The organism is Streptomyces sp. NBC_01446, assembly GCF_026340095.1.
Lineage (GTDB): Bacteria > Actinomycetota > Actinomycetes > Streptomycetales > Streptomycetaceae > Streptomyces > Streptomyces aureus.
On record NZ_JAPEPO010000003.1, the window covers coordinates 28211 to 52032 of the forward strand.

Annotated in this window: 21 protein-coding genes and 3 pseudogenes; 10 read left to right on the forward strand and 14 right to left on the reverse strand. The window is 70.5% G+C overall.

Going from position 1 to position 23822, the window contains the following annotated elements:
- Positions 1-85: 85 nt before the first annotated feature.
- Complete coding sequence (locus OG456_RS44185; RefSeq protein ID WP_266570816.1) at positions 86-979, forward strand: LysR family transcriptional regulator; 894 nt, start codon at positions 86-88, stop codon at positions 977-979.
- Positions 980-1129: 150 nt separating this feature from the next.
- Here the strand turns inward: OG456_RS44185 and OG456_RS44190 are convergent, their stop codons facing one another.
- Entirely contained in the window at positions 1130-1537 is a 408-nt protein-coding gene (locus OG456_RS44190) for a hypothetical protein (protein ID WP_266570817.1), read from the reverse strand.
- A gap of 191 nt (positions 1538-1728) precedes the next feature.
- On the opposite strand from OG456_RS44190, the gene OG456_RS44195 reads away from it, so the two are divergent.
- Positions 1729-2280 carry a hypothetical protein gene (locus OG456_RS44195; protein ID WP_266570818.1) on the forward strand — a complete coding sequence of 184 codons (552 nt, stop codon included), beginning with the start codon at positions 1729-1731 and terminating at the stop codon, positions 2278-2280.
- The gene (locus tag OG456_RS44200; protein WP_266570819.1) at positions 2280-2600 is read left to right on the forward strand and encodes a hypothetical protein; all 321 of its coding nucleotides are present in this window, start codon (positions 2280-2282) and stop codon (positions 2598-2600) included. Before OG456_RS44195 ends, OG456_RS44200 begins: the two co-directional genes overlap by 1 nt.
- Positions 2601-2689: 89 nt before the next feature.
- On the opposite strand, the pseudogene OG456_RS44205 reads toward OG456_RS44200, so the two are convergent.
- Positions 2690-2985, reverse strand: a pseudogene (locus OG456_RS44205) (hypothetical protein).
- A 92-nt stretch (positions 2986-3077) separates the two neighbouring features.
- The gene (locus tag OG456_RS44210) at positions 3078-4316 is read right to left on the reverse strand and encodes a replication-relaxation family protein (protein ID WP_323136486.1); all 1239 of its coding nucleotides are present in this window, start codon (positions 4314-4316) and stop codon (positions 3078-3080) included.
- Positions 4317-5164: 848 nt separating this feature from the next.
- Between OG456_RS44210 and OG456_RS44215 the strand changes: the two genes are divergently transcribed.
- Entirely contained in the window at positions 5165-5347 is a 183-nt protein-coding gene (locus OG456_RS44215; RefSeq protein ID WP_266570820.1) for an FAD-dependent oxidoreductase, read from the forward strand.
- A 29-nt stretch (positions 5348-5376) separates the two neighbouring features.
- Here the strand turns inward: OG456_RS44215 and OG456_RS44220 are convergent, their stop codons facing one another.
- Positions 5377-6720 carry an endonuclease domain-containing protein gene (locus OG456_RS44220; RefSeq protein WP_266570821.1) on the reverse strand — a complete coding sequence of 448 codons (1344 nt, stop codon included), beginning with the start codon at positions 6718-6720 and terminating at the stop codon, positions 5377-5379.
- Between the two features lie 353 nt (positions 6721-7073).
- Here OG456_RS44220 and OG456_RS44225 point away from each other — a divergent pair, with 353 nt between their 5' ends.
- Positions 7074-7847 carry an FAD-binding oxidoreductase gene (locus tag OG456_RS44225; protein ID WP_266571744.1) on the forward strand — a complete coding sequence of 258 codons (774 nt, stop codon included), beginning with the start codon at positions 7074-7076 and terminating at the stop codon, positions 7845-7847.
- A gap of 102 nt (positions 7848-7949) precedes the next feature.
- Here OG456_RS44225 and OG456_RS50955 read toward each other — a convergent pair whose 3' ends face one another.
- From OG456_RS50955 to OG456_RS44235, 3 genes are all read right to left on the reverse strand, one after another.
- A complete protein-coding gene (locus OG456_RS50955; RefSeq protein WP_353963585.1) occupies positions 7950-8474 on the reverse strand; it encodes an ATP-dependent DNA ligase in 525 nt (174 codons plus the stop codon).
- Positions 8475-8591: 117 nt separating this feature from the next.
- Positions 8592-9833 (reverse strand): MFS transporter, encoded by a 1242-nt coding sequence (locus OG456_RS44230; RefSeq protein ID WP_266570822.1) that lies wholly within the window; start codon positions 9831-9833, stop codon positions 8592-8594.
- Positions 9830-11233 (reverse strand): NAD(P)-binding domain-containing protein, encoded by a 1404-nt coding sequence (locus OG456_RS44235; protein ID WP_266570823.1) that lies wholly within the window; start codon positions 11231-11233, stop codon positions 9830-9832. Before OG456_RS44235 ends, OG456_RS44230 begins: the two co-directional genes overlap by 4 nt.
- Positions 11234-11345: 112 nt before the next feature.
- Here OG456_RS44235 and OG456_RS44240 point away from each other — a divergent pair.
- Positions 11346-12406: pseudogene (locus OG456_RS44240) on the forward strand (flavin-containing monooxygenase).
- 42 nt (positions 12407-12448) lie between these two features.
- Positions 12449-12823 (forward strand): helix-turn-helix transcriptional regulator, encoded by a 375-nt coding sequence (locus OG456_RS44245; RefSeq protein ID WP_266570824.1) that lies wholly within the window; start codon positions 12449-12451, stop codon positions 12821-12823.
- Between the two features lie 83 nt (positions 12824-12906).
- Here the strand turns inward: OG456_RS44245 and OG456_RS44250 are convergent, their stop codons facing one another.
- The 4 genes from OG456_RS44250 to OG456_RS44265 all read right to left on the reverse strand — a co-directional run bounded on the left by OG456_RS44250 (position 12907) and on the right by OG456_RS44265 (position 16285).
- Positions 12907-13731, reverse strand: a complete 825-nt coding sequence (locus OG456_RS44250) for a sulfite exporter TauE/SafE family protein (RefSeq protein WP_266570825.1) — start codon at positions 13729-13731, stop codon at positions 12907-12909.
- A 72-nt stretch (positions 13732-13803) separates the two neighbouring features.
- Positions 13804-14871 (reverse strand): ArsO family NAD(P)H-dependent flavin-containing monooxygenase, encoded by a 1068-nt coding sequence (locus OG456_RS44255; protein ID WP_266570826.1) that lies wholly within the window; start codon positions 14869-14871, stop codon positions 13804-13806.
- Positions 14868-15980: an ACR3 family arsenite efflux transporter gene (gene arsB, locus OG456_RS44260; RefSeq protein ID WP_266570827.1), complete on the reverse strand. Its 1113-nt coding sequence runs from the start codon at positions 15978-15980 to the stop codon at positions 14868-14870. The genes OG456_RS44255 and arsB overlap by 4 nt, the downstream gene beginning before the upstream one ends.
- A complete protein-coding gene (locus tag OG456_RS44265; protein ID WP_266570828.1) occupies positions 15977-16285 on the reverse strand; it encodes a helix-turn-helix transcriptional regulator in 309 nt (102 codons plus the stop codon). Before OG456_RS44265 ends, arsB begins: the two co-directional genes overlap by 4 nt.
- Positions 16286-16381: 96 nt before the next feature.
- On the opposite strand from OG456_RS44265, the gene OG456_RS44270 reads away from it, so the two are divergent.
- Positions 16382-16804, forward strand: coding sequence for an arsenate reductase ArsC (locus OG456_RS44270; protein WP_266571745.1), 423 nt, complete (start codon positions 16382-16384; stop codon positions 16802-16804).
- Positions 16801-17775: a thioredoxin-disulfide reductase gene (trxB, locus tag OG456_RS44275; RefSeq protein ID WP_266570829.1), complete on the forward strand. Its 975-nt coding sequence runs from the start codon at positions 16801-16803 to the stop codon at positions 17773-17775. Before OG456_RS44270 ends, trxB begins: the two co-directional genes overlap by 4 nt.
- A gap of 115 nt (positions 17776-17890) precedes the next feature.
- Here trxB and OG456_RS44280 read toward each other — a convergent pair whose 3' ends face one another.
- A complete protein-coding gene (locus OG456_RS44280) occupies positions 17891-18343 on the reverse strand; it encodes a hypothetical protein (protein ID WP_266570830.1) in 453 nt (150 codons plus the stop codon).
- 241 nt (positions 18344-18584) lie between these two features.
- Here OG456_RS44280 and OG456_RS44285 point away from each other — a divergent pair, with 241 nt between their 5' ends.
- Entirely contained in the window at positions 18585-20201 is a 1617-nt protein-coding gene (locus OG456_RS44285) for a helix-turn-helix domain-containing protein (RefSeq protein WP_266570831.1), read from the forward strand.
- A gap of 617 nt (positions 20202-20818) precedes the next feature.
- On the opposite strand, the pseudogene OG456_RS44290 reads toward OG456_RS44285, so the two are convergent.
- Positions 20819-21766 (reverse strand): annotated as a pseudogene (locus tag OG456_RS44290) (serine hydrolase domain-containing protein); the annotation flags it as partial.
- Positions 21766-23259 carry an APC family permease gene (locus OG456_RS44295; protein ID WP_266570832.1) on the reverse strand — a complete coding sequence of 498 codons (1494 nt, stop codon included), beginning with the start codon at positions 23257-23259 and terminating at the stop codon, positions 21766-21768. The pseudogene OG456_RS44290 and the gene OG456_RS44295, both read right to left, overlap by 1 nt.
- Positions 23260-23822 lie beyond the last annotated feature (563 nt).

A 23822-nucleotide genomic window follows, 5' to 3' on the forward strand; every position in this document is an offset into this window, starting at 1 on the left:
CGTCCGTGTTCGCCGCGATCGACACTAGGAGCCCGACAGGCATGCGGGAAGCGACGATCACGCATCTCTGGTATGCGTATGCCGCATGGACATCTCCAGCACAGGCCTGCGGATCCTGCGGCAGATCGCCGAGTCCGGCAGCTTCACCGCAGCAGCCACCCGGCTCGGCTACACCCAGTCGGCGGTCTCACGCCAGGCCGCCTCCCTCGAACGAAGCGCGGGCACCGCCCTGTTCGAACGCCGCCCCGACGGAGTGCGGCTCACCCCCGCGGGTCTAACCCTGCTGCGCCACGCTCGCACGATCCTGGACTGCCTGACGGCGGCCGAGCGCGACCTCACCGGCACTGTCCCGCGGACCGAACTGGTGCGGCTCGGAATGTTCCTGAGCGCGGGCGCGGCCATCCTGCCTCCCTCACTCGCCCGCCTCGCGGCAACCGACCCGCAGATCACGGTCACGACTACCGAGGGCACCACACCCACCCTGATCCGGGCACTGCGCGCAGGCTCGATCGACCTCGCCGTACTGACGTCCCGCCCGCCCCACCGGCCCTTGGATGGCGAGTCGCCGCGCCTGCACGTCGAGACCGTAGCGGACACCAAACTGGTCGTGGCGGTGCCTTCGACCGGAGAGTTCGCCGGCCGCACCGCGGCGCACGTCGACGAACTGGTCGACGCCCCGTGGATCGCCACCCTGTCATCGAACTCCGAGCCACTGCTCGGCGTCTGGCCCGGCCTGCCCGGACGGCCGCACATCGTTCACTGCGCGCGCGACTGGCTGACGAAGCTTCAGCTGGTCGCCGGCGGCCTCGGGGTGACAACGGTGCCCTCCCGGCTCTCGCCGGTGCTGCCGCCCGGGGTGAGCCTGCTGCACGTCGAAGGCGCACCTCCCGAGATCCGCCGGGTTCTCGTGGCGCGCCTCCCCGGCCGCCCAACCCCGGCGATCACGGCAGTCACCCGAGCAATTACCTCGACCGCCTGATACGTGCCGCCGGGGCCGTCGGATTCGGTGCCGTAGCCCGCCGAGGGCGCACACCATCACTTGTACCTCAGCATTCGCCAGGGCCCTTTCAGCAGGAGCACACCGCTGCTGCCCGAGCAAGCACCCCCGTGACGTCGAAACTCGTGAACATCACCAATCCGTGGATCTGGACGCCTCCCAAACCCGTGAACAACTGACTTCAATACTCGTGAATAAAGCCAGCTGCGGGACCGGAGCCTTCGTGAGTTCGTCGATAACGGCCTCGTAGTCGATCCCGAGGTCGCCCCAGTCCTTGCCCTGCTTGTTGAGCCAGAGGGTGACGTCGGAGAAGAAGACGGCCTTGCCCGGCCCCTCGGCCGGATCCCGGGCCAGGCCGCCCGCGAGGTCGAGGGCGGTGCCGGCCTCCTTGCTGACGAGGTCGCGCGGGATCGTGCGCGGGGTGATGGCGAGCGCGCACTCGCCCCACCCGTCCTGGGTCCGCTCCGGCCAGGGCAGCCCCAGCACGAACCACCCCTCTGGATACTGCAGCGCGTTGCTCACCGTGTTCTTCCCCCTCATGGTGACGTCGATGGTCCGTGTCGATCTTTCCGCCCTCCAGTGACGGCGGACAAGACGACCTCCAGCCAGGGGTGCACCCTGAATCATGGTCCATGGACAACTTCGTGGCCCAAAAATCCCTACGCCGTCCATCTCCGCGGCGGGGTCGGCACAACGGAAGGTTCAGAGCCGATCGATGGGAAGAGGGGTCGATGACGGACCACGAACAGCAGCGCAGGCGGGGCGAGTTCCTCCAGCGGAGCAAGGACGCGCAGGAGATCTGGGACCGCGAGATCGCCTGCCCCAGCGGGCCGCTGCCGGGGGCGGTGCTAGATGTGCTGGAGCACGACGACGGCCGGGTCGGGCACGTGCAGCTCATGCCCGGCCGACCGGCGAGCGACATCAACAAGGCCGTGGCCGCCATCGAGGAGACGTGGGACCTGCTGCCCGGGTCGGTGGTGGTCGACTCCGGCGGCAGCGGCGCGGAACTCTGGGTCTATCGGCGGCCCTCCGCCGCCAGGCACCATCGGCTCCGGCCGATGAGCATCGGCTCCCGGCGCGGGCAGCGGGACGCGGGTGGCCTGTTCGACGGTGAGGCGAGCCATCTGCAGGACTGGGCGAACCGGTACGCGCACTCGTGGAAGGCAATGCGCGGCGGCGGCCCCGTCGACATGGAACGCTTCCTTCGACGCCTGGCCCGTCTGGAGGCCGGGCTGACTGACTGCACCTACTACGCCGGACCTGGGGTGCCAGGGCAGGGCTGATGGCCGTAACGGAGGTGTGGGTGGAACTGCACAGCGAGGCTCTGGGCGTGCGGATGGTGCGGGCCGACACCATCGAGCAGGTGTGGTGGGACGTGAAGCGGCCCGAGTTCATGACCATCGGTCTCAGCGGCGGTCAGGAAGTTCGCCAGGACGTACGGGCCGGGTTCCCGTCCGACGACATCGAGGAGGACGAAGCCGCGGACCTCTGCACGAGCTGGTGGAGCGCATCGCCGAAGCCGCCGACAACGGTGGTCCCCGCATGGTGTGGATGGCCCGTGACGAGGACTCCAGGGGCGTCTTCTGGAAGCGTGGTCCCCTGATCGACCGAAGCGCCCGCTGACGACCGGGCACGTGCTCCGGGCCCGGTCCTCCGGTGAGAGGGGCCGGGCCCGGAGCACGTGAGCAGCGGTCAGGGTGTGTCGCCGGAGTAGTAGAAGCGGCACATCACGCCGGGGCCGGGTGCGCGCAGTTCTTGCCGCTGCGGGTCGTACAGGGCGCGGCCGCCGGGCCACCGCCCGAGCTCGGTGGACAGGGCGACCCCGCCATCGATCTCCTCCGGCCGCCAGTCGGTGACGTCAGGAGCAGCCCGTCCAACGGCCCGCCGATGAGCGTGGCGTAGGTCCGGTGCGGGAGCGGGCCCGGGTTGGGGTCGTCGTGGTCGCGGCCGTAGACCCGGCCGCGCAGCAGCTGCTCATCGCCGTTCATCCGTCCAGCGTTGCAGCCGCCACCGACAACGCGGGCTTGCCCAGGGCCTCCTTGGGCTTGCCCGTGTGGTCGGTGGCCAGGGCTTGCCGGGGTCAGGTGCGGAAGCGGGAGAGCCAGCCGCCGGCCTTCTGCGCTGCCCGCTCGGCTTCCTGCTCCTGCTCCTGCTCCTGCTCCTGCCGGTCGCGTTCGTCGGCTTCGGCCTGCTGCTCGACCACGACGGCCCGGCTCTGGCAGTCCTCGCACAGGTGCGGGTGCGACTCGGGGTTCTGCCAGTTCCGGAAGTCGACCGCCTCCAACCGGTCGTCGGTGAATTTCCGCCCGCACTCCGCGCACACCGGCCGCAGTGCCTCCCGCTCCGCAGCTTCCCACTCCGCGCGGCGCTGTTCCTCTTCCCGGGCGGCTTGCCGGCTGCGGGCGAGGGCAGCCTCCCGGCGGGGGTTGCCGATCGCATCCAGCAGCGGCTGTCGCTTCTTGCGGCCAAAGCGCCAGAACGCGGGCCCGGCTGGTCCGTGCTCGCGCAGCAGCTCCAGCGTGGTCGCCACGATGGGGATGCAGCCGTCGTAGGAGTGGAAGCCGCCCTCGCGATGCCACCGGCCCTGCCAGTGGTGGCGGGTGAGGTCGGCGACCCTCTCCATCTGGCTCTTGGCGGAGCGCTTGCCGACCTGGTGGAAGACGAGCAGGACCGGCGGGTGCACCCGCTCGTATCCCTCCCAGGCGGGTGCGGACCAGCGGGTGCGCCACATCGGTTTCTCGATGCCGTCGGTGTCCTTGTCCTTCCGCTGGAAGAACCGGGCGTACTTGTCGAACTTCGCGGCGATGAGGGCGGCTTCCTCGGTGCAGTTGTCGACCTCGATGAGCAGCAGCGGCACATTGTCGTCCGGGGCGATCACGACGACGTCGGCGCGGGCGCTGCCGATCGCAGGGTTCTTCCAGGTGCCCTTCACCGGGAGCGCGACCTCGGTGGCGTAGGAGGTGGTGCTGCCGATTCCCTTGGGGGCGTCGACGGCGGCCTGCGCGGCGGCGACCGCTTCGGCAGGCTCCCCCGCGACCAGGTCGAGGTCGGGCTTCGGGCGGATCAGCGCGATGACCGTCTCGTTCACCGTCATGGGGTGGGAGGCTCCGGAGCGGCCCGCGCTCTTGGGTATGCCGCCCATTACCTCCGGCTCGCGGTCCAGGTCGATCGCGGCGGCGGCCAGCCCGTCCTTGGTAAGCAGCCGGACCTCTTCACCGCCCCGGGTCCGGCCGCCGTCGACGGCCAGGCCATGCCTGCGCAGGTCGTTGGCCGCACCACGGTGGGAGGCGGTGCGGGCTTCCTTCCCCCGGGGCCGCAGTCTTCTTCAGGGTGTGCCGGTAGGTCAGATGCGGCGAGGCCAGCCGCTGTATCTGGTCAGCGGTCGCGACCTTGAGCACACCGAGCACACACAGCACGTCACCGCGCAGCCCGTTCGACGATCCCGCCTCGTTCACCTTGCGCTTGCCCGCCATCACGCCCGCCCTCCCATCGATCGCGTCCGGCCACCAGCCGGGCGCCGGCCACCGGCCGCGGAGGGATCCGGCCCCCCGAACCCGATGATCTCCTCCACCACCGACAACCAACTCAAGTACAAGGGGAGAGAAGAGGGTTGTGACAATCCGGTACGGCCTCCGGAAACCCGTGGTGACCAGGGGGAAATGCAGGATGCACAGGCGTCGGGCACGGAAGTGGCTTCGGCAGTGCGAACGGAAGCGCCGACAGCAGGAGACCACCAGGGCTTGCCCATCCGCTGCACCCACTACGCGGGCGACACGGGCCGGGCGGCGGCGCCGCGGTGGACAAGGCTCCATCGTGCGCGACGGGCACGGCGGCCGGAAGGGCGGCGGGGGGCGGTGCGGGCACGGGGTCCTCGTTCCTCCCAGCCGGGCCGGGATGGGGCGGCCGCTCGTACGTCCGCGCGCAACTGACGCGTGCGGGACGGGCGCCACCCTGCGCGATCACCCCTTGACCGCGGTCTGCTCATCCCGGCCCGCGGTCTTAAAGAAGGAAGCGCACGTCAACTGAGCTCTCCAGGCGGCACGTTCGGTTCTCCTTGAGCAAGACGAGCCGCAGCACATCCCGTTGCGTCATCCCGACAGTGACCCGACTGTGTTGGTACGGCTGCAGCCACAGCCTGAATGGTCGTCGCCTATCGAAAAGGACCTCATGTCAGCCGTTGTTGTTGTCGGTGTGGGAATCGTCGGCTCCTCGGTGGCCTACCACCTGGCGTGTCAGGGCATCCCGGTCACCTTGCTCGAACAAGGACCTGCACCGGCCACCGGGGACTCTGCTGCACATTTCGCTGGGGCGTGCGGGGTGACCCTGTCGGGGCCGGCAGCTGCGAGGTGACGTGGGGCGTCAGGTCTCCCGGTGCTCGCTCAGAACAGTGCTGGGCCCTCGCCGCTGGTGTCCACGATAACTGGCCGGAACTGGGCAGGGAGGCCGTCCAGGCGGTCAGGACCGGCCGCGGCGGCCACGGCAGGGGCCGTCTCGGCCAGCCAGGTGCGAAACCGCTCGGCGGCTTCGCGGTAGGGGACTCGCGCCAGGACACGGTGCTCGCCGGAGGGGCAGAAGTCGACGGCGACCGTGAGCAGGCAGGAACGGGGCGCCTGGTGACTGCCCGTCCAGGACACGCGCAGGACACCGCAGGGTGTGCGCCCGCGGGGAGCGGGGTGGGTCGGGCGCAGTGATCGGCAGGCTGTGTGGGCGGTCCATGCGGCGAGGTGGGGCAGGGGCAGGGTGGTGCGTGCGCGGCAGCCGGGGCAGCGGTGCCAGTGGCGGAGCCAGTCGTCGGTGTCGGTGTGGAAGAGGCGTGTGTAGCGGTTCGCCACGCGGATGTCGTTGCTGTACAGGTGGTCGGGGCGTTCCAGTGTGTTGCAGGACTGGCAGAGGGGGGCACGGACGTAGCCGTGTTCGTGGCAGTGGTCGAGGACGGCGGCGGGCGCAGTGCGGCAGACAGCGCACGCCCACCCAGCCACCCTGCGGGAGGTACCGGGCTTCCTGCTGAGCACCGAGTACAGCTGGCCTTCCAGCTCTTTGTTGTACGGGCGCAGTGAGGCGGTGGGGCCCTCGGGGCTCGTCGTCTGCCGACCGCCGGCCTCTCGGGCCTGCCGGGGGTAGGAGGGCGGCTCCGTGACGGCTGCGCCTGCCTGGCGGGTCCGCGCGGCTTGCACCCACTGCGTTTCGGCGTGCTCGGCCGCATCCAGCAGCCTGACCACAGCGCGCGGCAGCCACCACGTCCGCCGCGTCCCGTCGCGGGTCTGCTCCACGAGTATCTGTCGCCAGTCGATCCCCGCCAGATGGTACGGCCGGCCGACTTCACGTCGTGCTGCCCGCGCGGGCCCGCCCAGCTCCTGCAGTTCCCCCGTGATGCGCCGGCGCCAACGCAGCGGCGTTTCCTCGGTGCACTCCTGCCTCGGCGCCCCACGAAACGGACCGATGCGGACCAGGTCCTGCCGATCCATCCCCACCGCGTTCAGTTCCGCGGCCGCCCGGCGCACCTCAACCTCCGGAACACTCCACTGACCGCCGCTCGCCCTCACCGTCGCCACCACACGGCCGCCGAGCAGGACGTACCCCACCCGGGCATGGGCAGGAGAGCAGGTGAATGCCCCAGAAGCCGTCGGCACAGCACTGTCGGCCGTCAAATCGACCCACAGAGCGTCCGCGGCACCCAGGGTGATCAGGCCGTCCGTGCGACCGGGCATGACACGCTCTGACATACCGACAGGCTACCGGCCTGCAACGCGGCAACGGGTCCCAAGCGCCTCGGTCAGCCGGGCCGCCGCCCGCAACTCCATATTCCTGAGCATCTGGTTCGTCAGCACCTCCCATGCCCGCAGCCTCACCACCAGAACGTCAAGAACCGGGCAAGTCACCCTCGCGCATCAGCGGTCCCCGAGCCCAGACGAATTGAGCAACAGAGTCACCGGGGTCACCAAAGACTCCTTCGTCTGGATCCGCGGCGCGGGAGGCCACTGGCCCGGCGGAGCCCAAGACCTCCGCGAGTACGCCATGGCCGACTACCGACGCCTGGAGAACGAACTGCCATCTCACCCTCCGCCGGACCGGCTCGCTGACCTGGGCCGACACACCAGCGCAGGACACACGGCCGGGCCCAAGCCAATTCCGCATCGGACGAAGTGACATCGCAGCCCTGGAGCCCAACCTCCGGCACCCACCCGACCAGGCCATCCACACCCCGAGCGACGCAGGCGTCGACCCAACGGCCATGACCCACGCACTCGCGGCAGCCGCCGGCGCCCACGGAGCAACCGTGCTCCACAACACCGCGGTCACCTCCTTGCAGGTGACCAACGGACACGTTGACGGAGTGCTGACTTCGACGGGGCTCCACGCCGCCACCACCGTCGTTCTCACTGCAGGCGTACCCAAACTCTGCGAGCCGCTATCGGCCGACCTGGCCATTGCCGCCTCCCCGGCCACCCTCGCGCGGGTCACAGCACCGCCCGGCCTGGTCAAGACCATCGTGGCCGGCCCTGGCTTCGAGGTCCGAGAGGTACGGGACGGCGACCTCTTGCTGGTCGTGCCGCACGTTGAAGGCACAGCAGCAGCGCGTGAGCAGGCCGCTCAAGACGCGCTCCAGCACCTGCAGGCGACCTTCCAGGAAGGCGACCAGTGCCGCCTGCTGGGCTACCGCACCGGCCAACGCCCCATGCCCGCGCACGGGCCCGTCATTGGATACGCGACACACGACCGATCCGTCTACGTCGCAGTCATGCACTCCGCCATCACCCTGGCGCCCACCGTCGGACGGCTCGTCGCAGACAAACTCGTGACCGGCAGGCCAGCCCCCGAGCTACAGCGTTGCCGCCCGCGCGCTCACTGACATCACTTCTCGACGACAACGGCATCCGCAGACACTGCCACGGCTGCATCCCTCCAGGTCAAGGGATCAAAACCAATCGCTAAGGGGACCATGCGATGGCGGCTATCGGACGCGCGTCACGGTCACCACGGCATGACGGGTTGTGCCGGCGAGCACCTCAACCACGAGACCGTGTGACGTCGTCACGTACGACTCGCCGCCAGAGGTGCGGGCCCTGCGGCCCGGACCAGCCTTCGCAACGTGGCGAGCCACTTCCGCCGCGATGGGAGCCGCCAACGCCTGCGACAAGACCCTGCTCCCATCCGGCAGCCGCACCGCCACTCGGTGGGGCCGAGCCGCTGGCCCCACATACCCGACCACGTCCGCGTCGACCGTGTCCGAGTGCCGTACCTTCTGCCAGATGTGTCCGGCCCGGTACGGGGAAGAGGCCCGCTTGCACACGACGCCCTCGATCCCCTGGTCCCGGAGCGTGTCGTACCAAAGTTGCGCGACATCGGGATCGTCGGTAGCCGGAACGGCTTGGATCGGGAGCGGTACATCGTGAAGCAGATCAAGAAGCAGGGCGCGGCGTTCGGTGTAGGGATGCCCGCGGACGTCCTGGCCGTCATGGGCGAGGACATCGAACACGGAAGCGCGCGAGTTCGCGAAATCCAGGAGGGGGCAGCCGCTGAACCCGCGCGCCGTCGCCGAGTTGGAGACAGAACCAGGGCGGGTTCGTCTGTGCTTGCAGGGACGCGGCGGTTGTCAGAGCCGTGGGGATGGATGGCGTACGCCGTCGGTGGCTGTCCACGGCGCGATGAGCGCGGCGGCCACGGAGACGGCGATCAGGAGGAAGAACAGCGGTCCGTAGCCGCTCAGGGGCACGGCGAGGGCAGCGCCAGCGAACGGTGCGAGTGCTGCTGCTGTTTGGGCGGGTGCGGCCAGGAGTCCGGAGAGTCGGCCGTAGTGGGTGGTGCCCCAGCGGTCAGTGATGGCGGTGGCTTGGAGGAGGGTGAGGTTGCCGCGGACCATGCCGGCTACGACCGAAACGGCGATGAGGAGGCCGTACGGGCCAGGGGCGGCGGCGAACCCGGCCGTGATCAGTCCGCCGAGTCCGATCAGGATCGTGGTGCGGGCCGTTGCGGTGGTGCGGCGGGCGAGGGCTGCGTACAGGGTGCGGCCGAGGGTCTGGCCTACACCGCCGATGCCGAGGGCCCACGCGGCCTGGCTGGTGGTGTACCCGCGCTCCAGGAGGAGCGGGACGAGGGCCACAACGACGGCGTACATCGCGAAGCCCGACAGAGTGAAGGCGGCGGCGAGCAGCAGGAACGGTCGGCTGCGCCCGACCCCGGCAGCGCCTGCGGCCGTGTGTGCGGGGCTGGTTGGGGCGTCGGGCCAGGGTGCGCGCAGGGCCAGGGCGTGGACGGGGATGGTGACGGCGGCGAGGATGGCGGCGAGCACGAGGTAGGTGTGGCGCCAGGACAGATGCTCGGCGAGGGCTGCGGTCAGGGGTGCGAAGACCGTGGACGCGAGACCGCCGGCAAGGGTGACCACGGTCAGGGCCCGCACGTGGTTGGGGGCCCACCAGCGGGTGAGGGCGGCGAACGCGGGCTGGTAGAAGGTGGACGCCATCGCGAATCCGGCGAGCGCCCAACCGGCGATGAAAACCGGGAGGTTGGGGGCTGTGGCCACGATCAGCAGGCTGATGGCGCCGAGCACGGACCCGGCGGTCATGACGGTGCGCGGGCCGCGCCGGTCGAGGATGCGCCCGACGCGGATCCCGGCGAGGGCGGAGACGACGAGACCCAGCGAGAACGCCGCGGTGGTCGCGCCGGTCGGCCACCCCGTCGCGGCGGTGATCTGGGGGTTGAGGACGGGGAACGCGTAGTAGACGATGCCCCAGCTCACGATCTGCGTGGCGCAGAGGGCGGGCAGGGCGGCACGGGGCCGCGACCGGTCCCCTGTTCCGGTCGCGGCCCCGCGCGAGGTGGTGCCCAGGTCGGTCACGAGCCGCAGCAGCCGCCCGCCGGGGCCTCCTCGGCAGCCACCCCTACCGCGACCGGGGCGCCGAGCTGTACGAGCTGCGGCGCGGGCGCGCAGCACCCGCCACCATGGGCCTCCTGGGCGTCGGGAGCGTCGAACAGACCGGCGCCGCCGCACACTCCCGTTTCGGGGAGGGTGAGTTCAATGCGGTCGGCGGACTCGAGGTCGCCGGCGATGGCGGCGGCGACGGAGCGGACCTGCTCGTAGCCGGTCATGGCCAGGAAGGTCGGGGCGCGGCCGTAGGACTTCATGCCGACCAGGTACACGCCCTGCTCCGGGTGGGAGAGCTCGCGGTGGCCGTGCGGGTAGACGGTGCCGCAGGAATGCTGGTTGGGGTCGATCAGCGGCGCCAGCTCGACGGGAGCCTGGAGGCGCTCGTCGAGACCGAGGCGGAGCTCGTCGAGGAAGGACAGGTCGGGGCGGAAGCCCGTCAACACGATCACCTGGTCGACCGCGTCCAGGCGGCGCCCGTCCTCGCCGACCAGGACCAGGCGGCCGTCCGCATCGCGCTCGATCGCGTCGGTGCGGAAGCCTGTGACCGCGTCGGCGTGACCGTCGTCGACGGCGGCCTTCGCGGCGAGACCGAGGGCGCCGCGTGCGGGGAGCTGGTCGGCTTCGCCGCCGCCGAAGGTGGAGCCCGAGATGCCCCGGCGCAGGATCCACACGCCCTTCGTGCCCGCGCCGTCGTCGGACTTGGCGAGGTCGGCGAGGTAGGCGAGAGCGGTGAACGCTGAGGCGCCGGAGCCGATGACCGCGGTGCGCTTGCCGACGTACCGGGCCCGTACGGCCGGGTTCTTCAGGTCCGGGACGCGGTAGGTGATCCGGTCCGCGGCGGCCTTCTCGCCGAGGGCGGCAAGGCCGCTGCCGCCGGCCGGGCTGGGCGTGGCCCAGGTACCGGAGGCGTCAATGACGGCGCGGGTGAAGAGGCGTTCCTCGCGGCCGTTCGCGTGGGCGACGTGCACGACGAACGGCTGCTGCTCGCGGTCGGCGTCCACGATGCGGTCCCGGCCAGCCCGGGAGACGCCGGTCACGGTGGCGCCGGTGCGGACGCGGTCGCCGAGAGCGTGGGCGAGCGGCTGCAGGTAGAGATCGGCCCAGTCGCCGCCGGAGGGGTAGGTCGCCGGGTCGGGGCGCGTCCAGCCGGTGGGCGCCAGCAGCTTCTCGGCGGCCGGGTCGACGACCTCGCCCCAGGTGGAGAACAACCGGACGTGCGCCCACTCGCGCACTGCTGCGCCGGCAGTGTGGCCGGCTTCCAGGACCAGGGGCTCGATGCCCTGGTCGAGAAGGTGGGCGGCGGCGGCCAGGCCGGCGGGTCCGGCCCCGATCACGACGACGGGCAGCTCGGTGGTGGCGGGCGCGTTCACGACGACTCCTAGCGTGATTCGACATCTGTCGATGGCTTGCGCGGCCCAGCATGGGACCTGTATTGATGAGCGTCAACATAGACATTCATCGAAACCACGTGGGGGATCGCTGATGGAGCACATCGACGTCGCTGTCATCGGGGGCGGCCAGTCCGGCCTCGCCACCGCCCACGCGTTGCTGCGCCGGGGGCTGCGGCCGGTGGTGCTGGAGGCGTCCGGCCGCGCGGCCGGGTCGTGGCCGCGCTACTACGACAGCCTCACGCTGTTCTCACCCGCCCGGTACAGCTCGCTGCCGGGGATGCCGTTTCCCGGCGCCGACCGTGACCGCTATCCGCACCGCGACGAGGTCGTCGCCTACCTCACCGCCTACGCCGACCGCCTGGACGCCGAGATCCGCACCGGCTGCCGCGTCACCGCGGTCCGCCGTACCGGCGACGTCTTCGAAGTGGAGCTGGAGGGTGGCGGCCGGCTTTCCACGCGGCCGTCGTGGCGGCCTCCGGGACGTTCGGGCGCCCCCACCGCCCGGCGCTGCCGGGCTTGGAGGCATTCGCCGGACAGGTGCTGCACGCCGCCGACTGCCGCGGTCCGGCCCCGTTCACCGGCCACCGAGTGGTCATGGTCGGGGCCGGGAACTCCGCGGTGCAGATCGCCGCCGAGCTCGCCACGACCAACCGCGTCACGCTCGCCACCCGCCGGCCGGTGAAGTTCGCGGCGCAACGGCTCCTCGGCCGCGACCTGCACTTCTGGCTGGCCCGCACTGGCCTGGACACCGCGCCCTTCGGCCGGCTCCTGTCGCGCCCGCCGGCGCAGCCGGTCCTCGATGACGGCCGCTACCGGGCCGCCCTGGCCGCCAGCCGGCCCGAGCGGCGAGCGATGTTCACGGGCGCCGACGGAAGCAAGCTCGTCTGGCCGGACGGCGAGCGAGAGGAAGCCGACACGATCGTCCTCGCCACGGGATACCGCCCCGACCTGCCGTACCTCGCCGGCCTCGACGGCGCTCTCGACGCCGAGGGGGACCCCCGGCACCGCGAGGGGATTGCCACCGGCGTGCCGGGCCTGGCATTCGTCGGGCTGGAATGGCAGCGCAGTCTGTCGTCGAACTCTCTGCGTGGCGTGGGTCGGGACGCGGGCCGCGTTGCCCGGCGCCTGGCCGGGCAACTCGCGCTCCGGTGACGGACCTCCCCGCGCTGGTTCGACATGTGTCAACATAGACACATGTCGAATGCGAAGGTGCTGCCGCTGCTCGAGCCCGCCGATGGCCAGGGTGTGGCGCCGTGCTGCCCGCCGCTGACCGAGCGGCCGATGACCGCCGTGGAGGCCGAGACGGCCGCGCGGATGTTCAAGGCGCTGGGCGATCCGGTCCGGCTGCGGCTGTTCTCCGCGGTGGCCTCGCATGAGGGCGGGGAGGCGTGCGTGTGCGACATCTCCGATGTCGGCGTCTCCCAGCCCACGGTGTCCCACCACCTGAAGAAGCTGAAGGAGGCCGGGCTGCTCACCTCCGAGCGGCGCGGCACCTGGGTGTACTACCGGGTCGAGCCGTCGGTGCTCGCCGCCATGGGCAAGCTGCTGGCCATGCCCGCCGCGGCGTGACGATCGAACGGACAGAGCGGGACATGGCGAGCAGGGCGTTGAGCGTGGGTGGTCGCTGTGCCGGGGCGAGGGGCCTCACGGACTCAGTCGTGACGCGCGAGCTTGACCGATGAGATGAGCAGGATCACCGCCAGTGCGGGAACGAGCACGAGGTCGGAGAAGACGCCGACCAGTAGTCCGCCCAGCAGCGCGCCGGCGATCGAGCCTGCGGCCATCACGGCGGTGAAGCGGAGGTTGGCGCCCAGGACGGCGAAGCTGCCGTCGCGGCTGTAGCGGGCGAAGGCGACCAGCATGGTCGGAAGCGACACCAGCAGGGACAGGCTTCCCGCCGTCTTGATGTCCAGCCCGAAGAGCAGCACGATCGTCGGGATCAGCAGTTCGCCCCCGGCCACGCCCATGATCGCGGCGACCACGCCGATGCCGAAGCCGGCCACGACTCCGCAGGGCACCTGCGCCCACAGCGGCAGCGCGAGCGTCCCGAAAGTGGCGAGGTGGGTGGCCAGTAGCGCGCCGGCCATGAGCACCATCAGCGCTGCCAGCACCTTGTACAGGGTGGAGCTGCGCATCCGTACCGCCCAGCTGGCTCCGGCCCATGCGCCCAGCAGGCTCCCGGCCAGCAGGTTGACTGCGACGGGCCAGTGACCGGCCAGCTGGGAGGCGGAGACCGCGGCCAGCCGGGCGGGCAGCGCGGTGACGACCACGACCAGGCTCATGGCCTTGTTCAGGATGACCGCGGACAGTGCCGCGAACCCGAACAGGCTGATCAGCAGGGGGAGCCGGAACTCCGCACCGCCCAGGCCGATCATCCCGCCGAGAATGCCGATGCCCGCGCCCGCGCCGAACACCGCGGGCGCGGAGTACGCCCGGCTCACTGGACGTGGCGGGTCGGCGGCCAGGGGTGAGGTCATGGGGGGCAGTCTGCACCGATCATGCTGTGCCGCGACACTGGGGGAAGTCACGAAACACGCTGGGCCGCTCTGTCAGTTGTGCGTGCACAGCGCCGCGATTTCGCGGGCGGCGTCCCGTGTGGGGCGCCCCACCCCGATCAGCGTCGCGGACGCCGGGCCGGTCCAGTCGCCGTAGCCGAGCAGGTGCAGGCGCGGTTCGCCGACGGCCCGGGTGCCCTCGGTCGCGATGTGCCCGCGCGTGCTCCGGAGCTGGAGCGGGGCCAGGTGGGACAGGGCCGGGCGGAAGCCGGTGCACCAGATGACCGCATCCGCGCTTTCGTGGCTGCCGTCGGCCCATCGGACACCGTCAGTGGTGAGCTGGGAGAACATCGGCCTCGCGGTCAGGAGCCCGGCGTCGCGGGCGGCACGGACGGGCGGCACGGCGACGATGTCGCCGAGCGAGGCCACCCCGCCGGTGTCGTCGCGGCCTTCTTGAAGGGCGCGGCGGCGTGCGGTGGCGACGTCGAACAGGGCGCGGCCGTCGATGTCGTCGGCGAGGAACCGCGGCGGGCGCTGGGTCACCCAGGTGACGTCGACGCGGCTGTCCAGGGCGAGGTCGGCGGCGATCTGCGCGCCGGAGTTCCCGCCGCCGACCACGATCACGCGTTGGCCGGCGAAGTCGGCCGGACAGCGGTAGTTCACCGTGTGCAGCTGCTGACCGGTGACGACGTCGCGGCCGGGGAGAGAGGGGAGGAAGGGCCGCGTCCAGGTGCCGGTGGCACTGATGACCGCGCGGGCCCGCCAGGTGCCGGTGTCGGCCTCGACCAGGAGCCGATCGCCGTCGCGGCGTACGGCCTCCACACGGGTGCCGTGCTGGACGGGCAGGCCGTAGCGCTTCTCGTAGTCGGCGAGGTAGTCCACGACGTGCCCGGCGTCCGGGTATGTCTGGCCGGGCTGGGCGGGCATGAGCCGGCCTGGCAGGGAGGAGTGCTCGGCCGGGGAGAACAGGTGTAGCGAGTTCCACATGTGCTGCCAGGACCCGCCCGGCGCCGGGCTGGCGTCCAGGATGACGTGGTCGAGGCTCTGGCGGCGCAGGTGGTAGCCGGCGGCGAGCCCTGCTTGGCCGCCGCCGACCACCACCACGTCCGTGTGCTGTGTCACGGGGCGGTCGTCACCGCGTCGGCGGCGAACTTCCGTCGCCAGGCGAGGGCGACGTAGACCAGGCCGATGAGGACCGGGACTTCGATGAGTGGTCCGACGACGCCGGACAGGGCCTGGCCGGAGGTGACGCCGAAGGTGGCGATGGCGACCGCGATGGCCAGCTCGAAGTTGTTGCCCGCCGCAGTGAAAGCGAGGGTCGCGGTGCGGTCGTAGGCGAGGCCGAGGCCCTTGCCGAGGAGGAAGGTCCCGAAGAACATGATCGCGAAGTAGACCAGTAGGGGCAGCGCGATCCGGGCGACGTCCAGCGGCTGCGAGGTGATGGTCTTTCCCTGCAGGGCGAAGAGGATGACGATCGTGAACAGCAGTCCGTACAGCGCCCAGGGGCCGATCTTCGGCAGGAACTTCTGCTCGTAGTCGTCGCGGCCCAGCTTCTGCTCGCCGATGCGGCGGGTGAGGAAGCCGGCCAGCAGCGGGATGCCGAGGAAGATGATGACGTTCAGTGCGATGTGCCAGACGGACACGTCCAGGCCCTGGCCGTCGCCGAGGTTCATCCAGCGCGGCAGCAGGTCGAGGTAGAACCAGCCCAGCAGGCCGAACGCGAGGACCTGGAACACCGAGTTCAGCGCGACGAGGACGGCCGCGGCCTCGCGGTCGCCGCAGGCGAGGTCGTTCCAGATGATGACCATGGCGATGCAACGGGCAAGTCCCACGATGATCAGGCCGGTGCGGTATTCGGGCAGGTCCGGCAGGAAGATCCACGCCAGGGCGAACATCACCGCCGGTCCGACGATCCAGTTGATGACCAGCGAGGAGACCATCAGCTTCTTGTCGCCGATGACGCGGTCGAGCTTGTCGTAGCGGACTTTGGCGAGGACCGGGTACATCATGATCAGCAGGCCGAGCGCGATCGGCAGGGAGATCCCGCCGATCTCGATCTTCGCGAGCGCGTCGTTCATGCCCGGGATGAGACGGCCCAGGCCCAGGCCCACGGCCATGGCGAGGAGGATCCACACCGCGAGGTAGCGGTCGAGGGTGGAGAGCTTCTTGACGATCGAGTCGTCCCCGCCGCCGGCCGGAGCGGGGGCGGTGGTGGGCTCGGTGGAGGTCACGGGCAGGCCCTCTTGTTCTCGGCAGCGGTACGGGCGGAGGCAGCGAGCGCTGCGAACTGCTCGGACAGCCCGGTCAGGACCTCGGGCTTTAGCTTGTAGTAGGTGAACCGGCCGCACGGCTCGGTCTCCACGATCCCGGCCTCGCGCAGCACCTTCATGTGGTTGGACAGGTTGGTCTGCTTGGCTCCGGTCTCCTCGACCAGGTGGGTCGTGCAGAGCGTCTCGCGCGCCAGCAGGGTCACGATCTGGAGGCGGAGCGGATCGCCCAGCACCCGGATCACATCAGGATCGACTGAAGTCAGCATGCACTGATACTCTCACATCATCACCCGCTGATACCAGCGGGGGCTGAAGTCATTGGCGGGCTGGGTTCCGCCATGCGACGAGAGAGAACGATCACCATGGCCGACAAGCCGTCCGTCCTGTTCGTCTGCGTTCACAACGCCGGCCGCTCCCAGATGGCCGCCGCGTGGCTGACCCACCTGGCCGGCGACCGCGTCGAGGTCCGTTCCGCCGGCTCGAACCCCGGCGATCAGGTCAACCCGGCCGCCGTCGAGGCCATGGCCGAGGTAGGCATCGACATCTCCAAGGAGACGCCGAAGATCCTCACCATCGACGCGGTCCGCGAGTCGGACGTCTGCATCACCATGGGCTGCGGCGACACCTGCCCCGTCTTCCCCGGCAAGCGCTACCTGGACTGGAAGCTGGAGGACCCGGCCGGCCAGGGCGTCGAGGCCGTACGACCGATCCGCGACGAGATCAAGATCCTGGTCGAGGGCCTGATCGCCGAGATTGCCCCGGAGAAGCCTGGGGCAACGGCGTGAGCGAGATACGCGACGTCGTCATCATCGGCTCCGGCCCCACCGGATACACCGCCGCCCTCTACACCGCCCGCGCCCAACTGAGGCCCCTGCTGTTCGGCAGCTCCATCTTCGTCGGCGGATCGCTGACCACCACCACCGAGGTGGAGAACTTCCCCGGCTTCCCCGACGGCGTCGACGGTCCCGTCCTCATGGAAAGCATGCGGGCCCAAGCCGAGAAGTTCGGCGCCGAGATGATCGACGACGACATCGTCTCCGTCGACCTCACCGGCGACATCAAGCTGCTCACCGACTCCGCGGGCACCGTGCACCGCGCGAAGACGGTGATCATCGCGACCGGCTCCGGCTACCGCAAGCTTGGCCTGCCCAAGGAGGACGAGCTCTCCGGCCGGGGCGTGTCCTGGTGCGCGACCTGCGACGGGTTCTTCTTCCGTGACCGCGACATCGTCGTGGTCGGCGGCGGCGACACCGCCATGGAGGAAGCCACCTTCCTCACCCGCTTCGCCAACTCAGTCACCGTCGTCCACCGACGCTCCACCCTGCGCGCCTCCAAGGTCATGCAGGACCGGGCGTTCGCCAACGACAAGATCTCCTTCGCCTTCGACAGCGAGATCGCCGAGATCAAGGAGACCAACGGCATGCTCGGCGGCGTCGTCCTGCGCGACGTTTTCACCGGCGCCACCCGCGACCTCGACGTCACCGGGCTGTTCATCGCCCTCGGCCACGACCCGCGCACCGAACTCTTCAAGGGTCAGGTCGACCTCGACGACGAGGGCTACGTCAGCGTGGCCTCCCCGTCGACGCGTACCAGCCTGCCCGGGGTCTTCGCCGCCGGCGACGTCGTCGACCACACCTACCGGCAAGCCATCACCGCCGCTGGGACGGGCGCAGCGGCGGCTCTGGACGCCGAGCGCTACCTCGCCGCCCGCGGCTCGACAGAGACCGAGCCGGCGACCACCGCCGTCCCGGCCTGAGCGGCACTCGCAGGCGGGGGCGTCCGGAAGCTCCGGCGGCCCCGCCGCTGTCGTCCTCGCACCAGCCGTCATCGGGAAAACAAGCTGATCACAGGCGGTGACCACGGCTCGCCAACTAGCCTGCTGCACCATTGCCAACTACGCCGCGACACATCCGTCGGGGCCAGCGACAACCTGCGGCGCTGATTGCCAACAAGGCTGCCTGGTCACATGGACAACTCCGTGGCCCAAAAGTCCCTACGCCGTCCACCTGTGCGGCGCGGTCGGTACAACGGAAGGTGCAGGGCCGATCTACGGGAAGAGTGACGATGCCGGAGGCCTGCTCCTTCACCTCAAGAGTGCCGGTGTTGTAGATGCCCGCGGCGGTCCCGCCCAGCAGGATGCTGCCCGTTGGTTCAGGGTGGTCGACCAGGTGGCTGGTGACGGTGTTGTTCTCGACGGACGACGTGCCGCGCATGACAAGCGTGCCCATATTGCGGATGACCGCAGCGCCCTCTCCCGTCTCGTCGATCCTGTTGCCGGCGATCCGGGCGTTGGATCGCATTTCCAACTGCCCCTGCTCCTGCACTTCTACGGTGTGCCAGCTGTCGTCGCCGCTGGGGATGACAGCTCCGGTGAATCGGGAACAGCCCCAGCAGTTCCCGGTCTGCCTGCGTCTGCATCGTTGCCATCCGCGCTCCTTGTGCCACTGATCCGTCCCACTCTCCTGCTGTGCTCCCGCTACGGTCACTCCGGATCATCGTTGACATCGTCAATACGGGTCTCCCAGACTTGACGCCCACAACAGTCCTTCGAGTCGGGGGTGCACCATGCGGGAGTCCGGCGCTCGGGGGCACCTGCCCGTCCGTCAGCTCGTGGACAACATCGGCCCGGCGCTGCTGCGCCTGGTCCAGGAGGGGACCGGCAGCGGCGGGCCGCTCACCGACATCGCCATCCATGCCCCGGGTGCGCCGACACAGCTCGGACCCGGGTGTGTGGTGCTGGGGGTCGGCGTGACCACGGAGGCCGAGCTGCGCGAGCTGACCGCGGCCATGCGGCAGGCCGGCGCGGAGGTGCTGGCGGTGAAGGCTCCGGTGCCGCCGTCGGCCCACGACAAGCTGGCGATCATCGAGGTCAACCGAGACGCGTCCTGGATGCACGTGGCGACGACCGTCCGTGAGCAGCTGCTCGAGTACGCGAGGACGCGCGTGCGCTCGGCCGGTAGCGGCGCAGAGCTGTTCGCCCTGGCGAACGCGGTCTACGAGAGCGTCGGCGCCCCGGTCACCATCGAGGACCGCTTCTCCGCGCTGGTGGCCTGGTCGGAGGGGCAGGACCGGACCGACTCCGAGCGGATCGAGACCATCCTGGGGCGGGCCGTGCACCAGCGGACGCTCGCCGAACAGCGCGAGCGTCAGGAGTTCGAGCGGCTCCATGCCAGCACCGAGCCGGTGTACATGGAGGCGACCGGGGCGGATCAGCTGGCAAGGCTGGCGATCGCGGTCCGGGCCGGTTCGGACGTCGTCGGCTACATCTGGGCCGCCGTCACCGGGCCGCTCCACGAGGCGGCCACAGCCCGGCTGCGCGAATTCGCGCCCGTGGTCGCGCTGCAGCTGGTCGGCCTGCGCACGGAGACCAGCTACGCCCGCCGCCAGCGCGGCGAGCTGGCCGCCGCGGTACTCGGCGGGGCGGCCGACCCGGTGGAGGCGAGCCGGCTGCAGCTGGGCTCCGGCCCGGTCTGCGTCCTGGCCGCGGCCCCGCGGCTGGCCGGGAGCACGGGCTCCGACGCGCTGGACACCGTCGGGCTGCGCCGGTTCGCGGACACGCTGGAGTACTTTCTGGCGGCCGTGCACCCTCGTTCAGCCCTGGTGGCGGGCACCGGAGCGGTGTACGTACTGGCTGCCTGGCCTCCGGAACACGCCACGGCTCTGGAGTCGGCCGTCGCCCTGGCCCGCGACTTCCTCGCGCGGACCCCACTGGCCGGTGACTATGTGGTCGCCGTCGGCGGACCGGCCGAATCGACGGGCCGGATCGCCGATGTGCGGGCGCAGGCGGACGCCGCGCTGCGGGCGCTGCGGCACCCGGCCGTCCGCGGACCGGCCGTGCGCACCGTGGAGGACATGGCGCTGGCGGTGCTGCTGCTGCACCTCGCTGACGCGACCGAGGCGCTCGGCCTGCCGGACGCCGGCGGCGCGCTGCACCGGCTGCGCCAGGAAGAGGGCCAGGACGGTCCGCTGGCGGCGACCCTGGCCGCCTATCTCGCCGCCGCGGGAGCCACCGACACCGCGGCGGAGGCCCTGCACATCCACCCCAACACCTTGCGCTACCGGCTGCGCCGTATCCGCGAGGTCTCCGGGCTGGACTTCGCCGATTCCGACGCCATGCTGCTCGCGCACCTCCAGCTCCGGGTGCGCGAGCTGCGGACGGGCGCTTCCCAAGGCTCCGGCTGATCCCGGAACGAGCGCGTGTAGCGGCACCCGTCCAGGTCCACCCAGAGCACCGCGCCGTCCAGGGCAGGGCCGGACGTCAGGCGCTCCGGCAGCCGGGGGTCGGCTCCGATGCGGAACGTCCCGTCGTCGAGCGGGACGAGTTCCGGTTCGTCGCGGGGCGCTTCCACGCCGGTCGCGGCGATCATGTGCAGTCGTCCCGCCCGCTGCACGATGCTGAAGCTGGGATACCAGGGGGTGTAGCTCCGGTAGTGACCTGCGAGTGCATGCGGAGGAGCGGCCGGCGCGGAGAGGCTGGGGCCCAGTGACTCGGGTCCGTAGAGCCAGCGTCCGTCCAGGAAGTGGTGGTAGGCGGACCATCCTGGGTGATCGCACACCAGCCGCCCGTCCCCCGCGTCGTACAGCCTGCCGGTCACCTCGCCCGAGGTGAGCGAGAGACGGTCGTCGCCCGTGGCCTCGACGCGGATCTGACGCGGCGTCGTTCCGTGGATCCCGACGTAGCGCTGGGCGTCGGGGATCCGCTCCGGGTCGAACAGCGCCGGGTCCGCCGGGGCTCCCTGGACGACGGCGAGCACATGGCGGGCGAAGCGGTCGATGATCTGGCACTCGCCGGGTGCGTTGGTCAGCACGGCGACACCGTGCCCGCCGTCGGTGTCGACGGCGAGGTACGAGCGGTATCCGACCATCCCGCCGGCGTGCGTCAGCCAGGTGTGGCCGTCGATCATTTCCACGTCCACGCCGAGCGCGTAGCCGGAACTGACCGCGCCGGCAGGCACCGTGACGATCTGTCGGAACCGCTCGGGACTTATGATCCTGGTGCCGTCCAGGGTGCCCCGGCCCAGCAGCATGCGGGCGAACTGGCCCAGGTCGGAAGCGGTTGCCAGCACGTTCCCATCGGCCGCCGAATACTCGAAGAAGCCGGCCGGCGCGAGCGGGGCCGACGGCAGCGGTGGGCGGTCGTCGCGCAGGAACCGGTACCCGGTGGCGAGTTCGGCGATGTCCTCGTGAGTGATCCGTGCCGCCGAGTCGCGCATGCCCAGGGGCCGCAGCAGCCGTCCGGCCATGGCGTCCGCCAGCGATTCCCCCGTCACCTGCTCGACGATCAACCCCAGCAGGTTGTAGCCCTCGTTGGAGTAGTGGAACAGCTCACCTGGTTCGGCCCAGGTCCTCGCATCGCGTAGCGCGTAGCCGCGTGCGGCGGCATCGGGCAGCGCGTCGGCCCCGGCCACCAGGCCGGAGGTGTGCTGCAGGAGGTGCCGGACGGTGATCGCGCGGGAGCCGCCGTTCGGGGCGAACCAGGGCAGGTGGTCGGCGACCGCCGCGTCGAGGTCCACCTTCCCCTCGTCCGCCAGTATGCCGAGCAGGAAGGCGGTGAAGGTCTTGCTGATGGAACCGATCTCGAACCGCGTGCGACGGGAGACCGGCGCCCCGGACTCCGCGTTCGCGAATCCTGCGGTGACGAACGCGGAATCGCCGGTCCCATCGACGACGCTGATCGCGATTCCCGGCACCGGCCACCAGGTCCGCAACTGCTCCGCAAGCCCAGAGAGCACCCGTTGCACATCCATCAGACGCCCGCCTTCCGCGAACCGAATCCCGCGAACCGGTCCGGACCCAGCTCGACCTGGGAGGAGTCGATATCCGCGTCCGGCCGGTCGCCTTTGACGAACCGTCGGCACAGCGGGTACAGCAGCACGGCCAGCAGCGCCAACGCGAGACTCGTGCCGAACGTCGCGGCCTCGTCGACCGCCGTACTCCACGCCAGGTACACGATCATCGCTGTGGGCAGCACGACGACCAGGACCGCGCCGGGCCAGCCGCCGGGGACCCGAACCGGCCGGAGCATCTGCGGATATCTCCAGCGGAGGACCAGGAAGGCCACGAATTCCAGCAGGATCGAGGCCAGGGTGAGCAGCACCGTGGCCCGCAGGATCGAGCTGAAGTCGACGGCGGAGAGCACGACGACGATGGTGGTGCTCGCCAGCAGCGCACCCACCGGCGTGTTGAACCGTCTGCTGTCCCGGGCCATCCAGCGCGGCAGGTACGCGTCCGCGGCGAGCGCCCGCGGGACCCGGGTGCTCGTCAGCAGGATCGCCATGAACAGCCCCACCAGGGAGAGCGCCGATCCCAGGGAGATCAGCACCTTCAGCCAGATTCCGCCCAGGGCCTCGCCGACCACGATGAAGTCGCCCTGGGCCCAGTCGGCGGGCGAGCCCTGGTGCAGCCCGCTGCCGATGGCGGCGATGGTGGGCAACAGGTAGGCGGTGATGATCAGCGGAACCGAGATGACCAGGGCCCGGGTGTAGGTCCGGTGCGCGTCGGCGACCTCGCCCAGCACGGTGCTCGGGCCGTCGAAGCCGAGGTACAGCCACACGATCACGCTGAGCGCGCCGGCCACCGACGAGTGGGCGCTCTGCCCCGGCACCATGAAGGGCGAGAGCACGTTGATCCCGTTGCCGACCGCATGCCAGATGCCCAGGACCGTCAGCATCGCGAACGGTGCGAGGATCAACAGCATCATCCCGACCGAGTACTCGCTCACCGCCTTGGAGCCGCGGTAGTTCAGGTACGCCATCGGGACGATGAGGGCCACGGTGACGATCCAGTGCAGGTCCACGACGAAACCGCCGTGGAACAGGTCCACGATCACCAGCCCCTTCCCGCGGGCGATGTCCGGGACCCAGGTGGCCAGGTAGTCGACCAGCAGGATCGGGTAGAGGGCGAGGTTCAGCACCGACCCGATCGAATTCCAGGCCCCGAACACGAATGCCGCACCTCTGCCGAGCGCGATCTTCGTCCAGTAGTAGTAGCCGCCGTCGACCGGTATCGCGGCGCTCAACTCCGCTGCCACCAGCGCGTTCGGTACGCCGAAGACCACCGGCACCAGGACGATCATCAGCAGGGTCATGCCCGGACCGGCGCTGGAGAGTGAGGCTTCGAGCCCGAAGGGGCCTCCGGACACTGTGAAGAAGAAGATTCCGACCAGGGGCAGCACGCCGAGCGTGCGTCTGCCCGCCCCGGGCGCCGGCCGTGTGTTTTCCGGCGGGATCAGTTCGGTCATCCTGGGCTCCACTCTCCGTCAGCTCCTGGTCGGCACAACGTACGGGGGCGTCACCGGGGCTGTCCTGTCGTGCGCGTCAAAGCCGTGGCCCGTCGGTTGTTGCTGCCACCAACATCGGACTGACCCACCCGGAACACGACGAAGCTCCGGGCGACGAGGTCACGGACGCCGGAACCGGGGTGCACAGGGTGGCCGGCCCCAGGTTTCGCCACTGCGCGGTACAAGAAGCGCAACAGCCGTGAAGTGCGCGGCCCCTGACCTCGCCGGCAACGTCGGCGAGTACTTCTCTCCGGATCGGCGACTGCAGTGACGCTCCAGGTCGAAGCGGCGCCGCTGGACTTGATTCAGACAACACCCGTCCTTCACCGCGGCCAGGCCGGGGCTTCAGCCGGACAGCACCGCAGACCTTGGAGCACCCGAGGGTTAGCTCTGCACCCCCCGAATCCCACGCAGTTCGTAGGAGTCCATCACGCTGTGCGCCCGGACTGGCCCGACAGGCGACCAGTGCTCCGCGCGCGGACTCGGCGCGGCCTGCGGCAGCACCAGCCTTCCGGTGTGGCCCG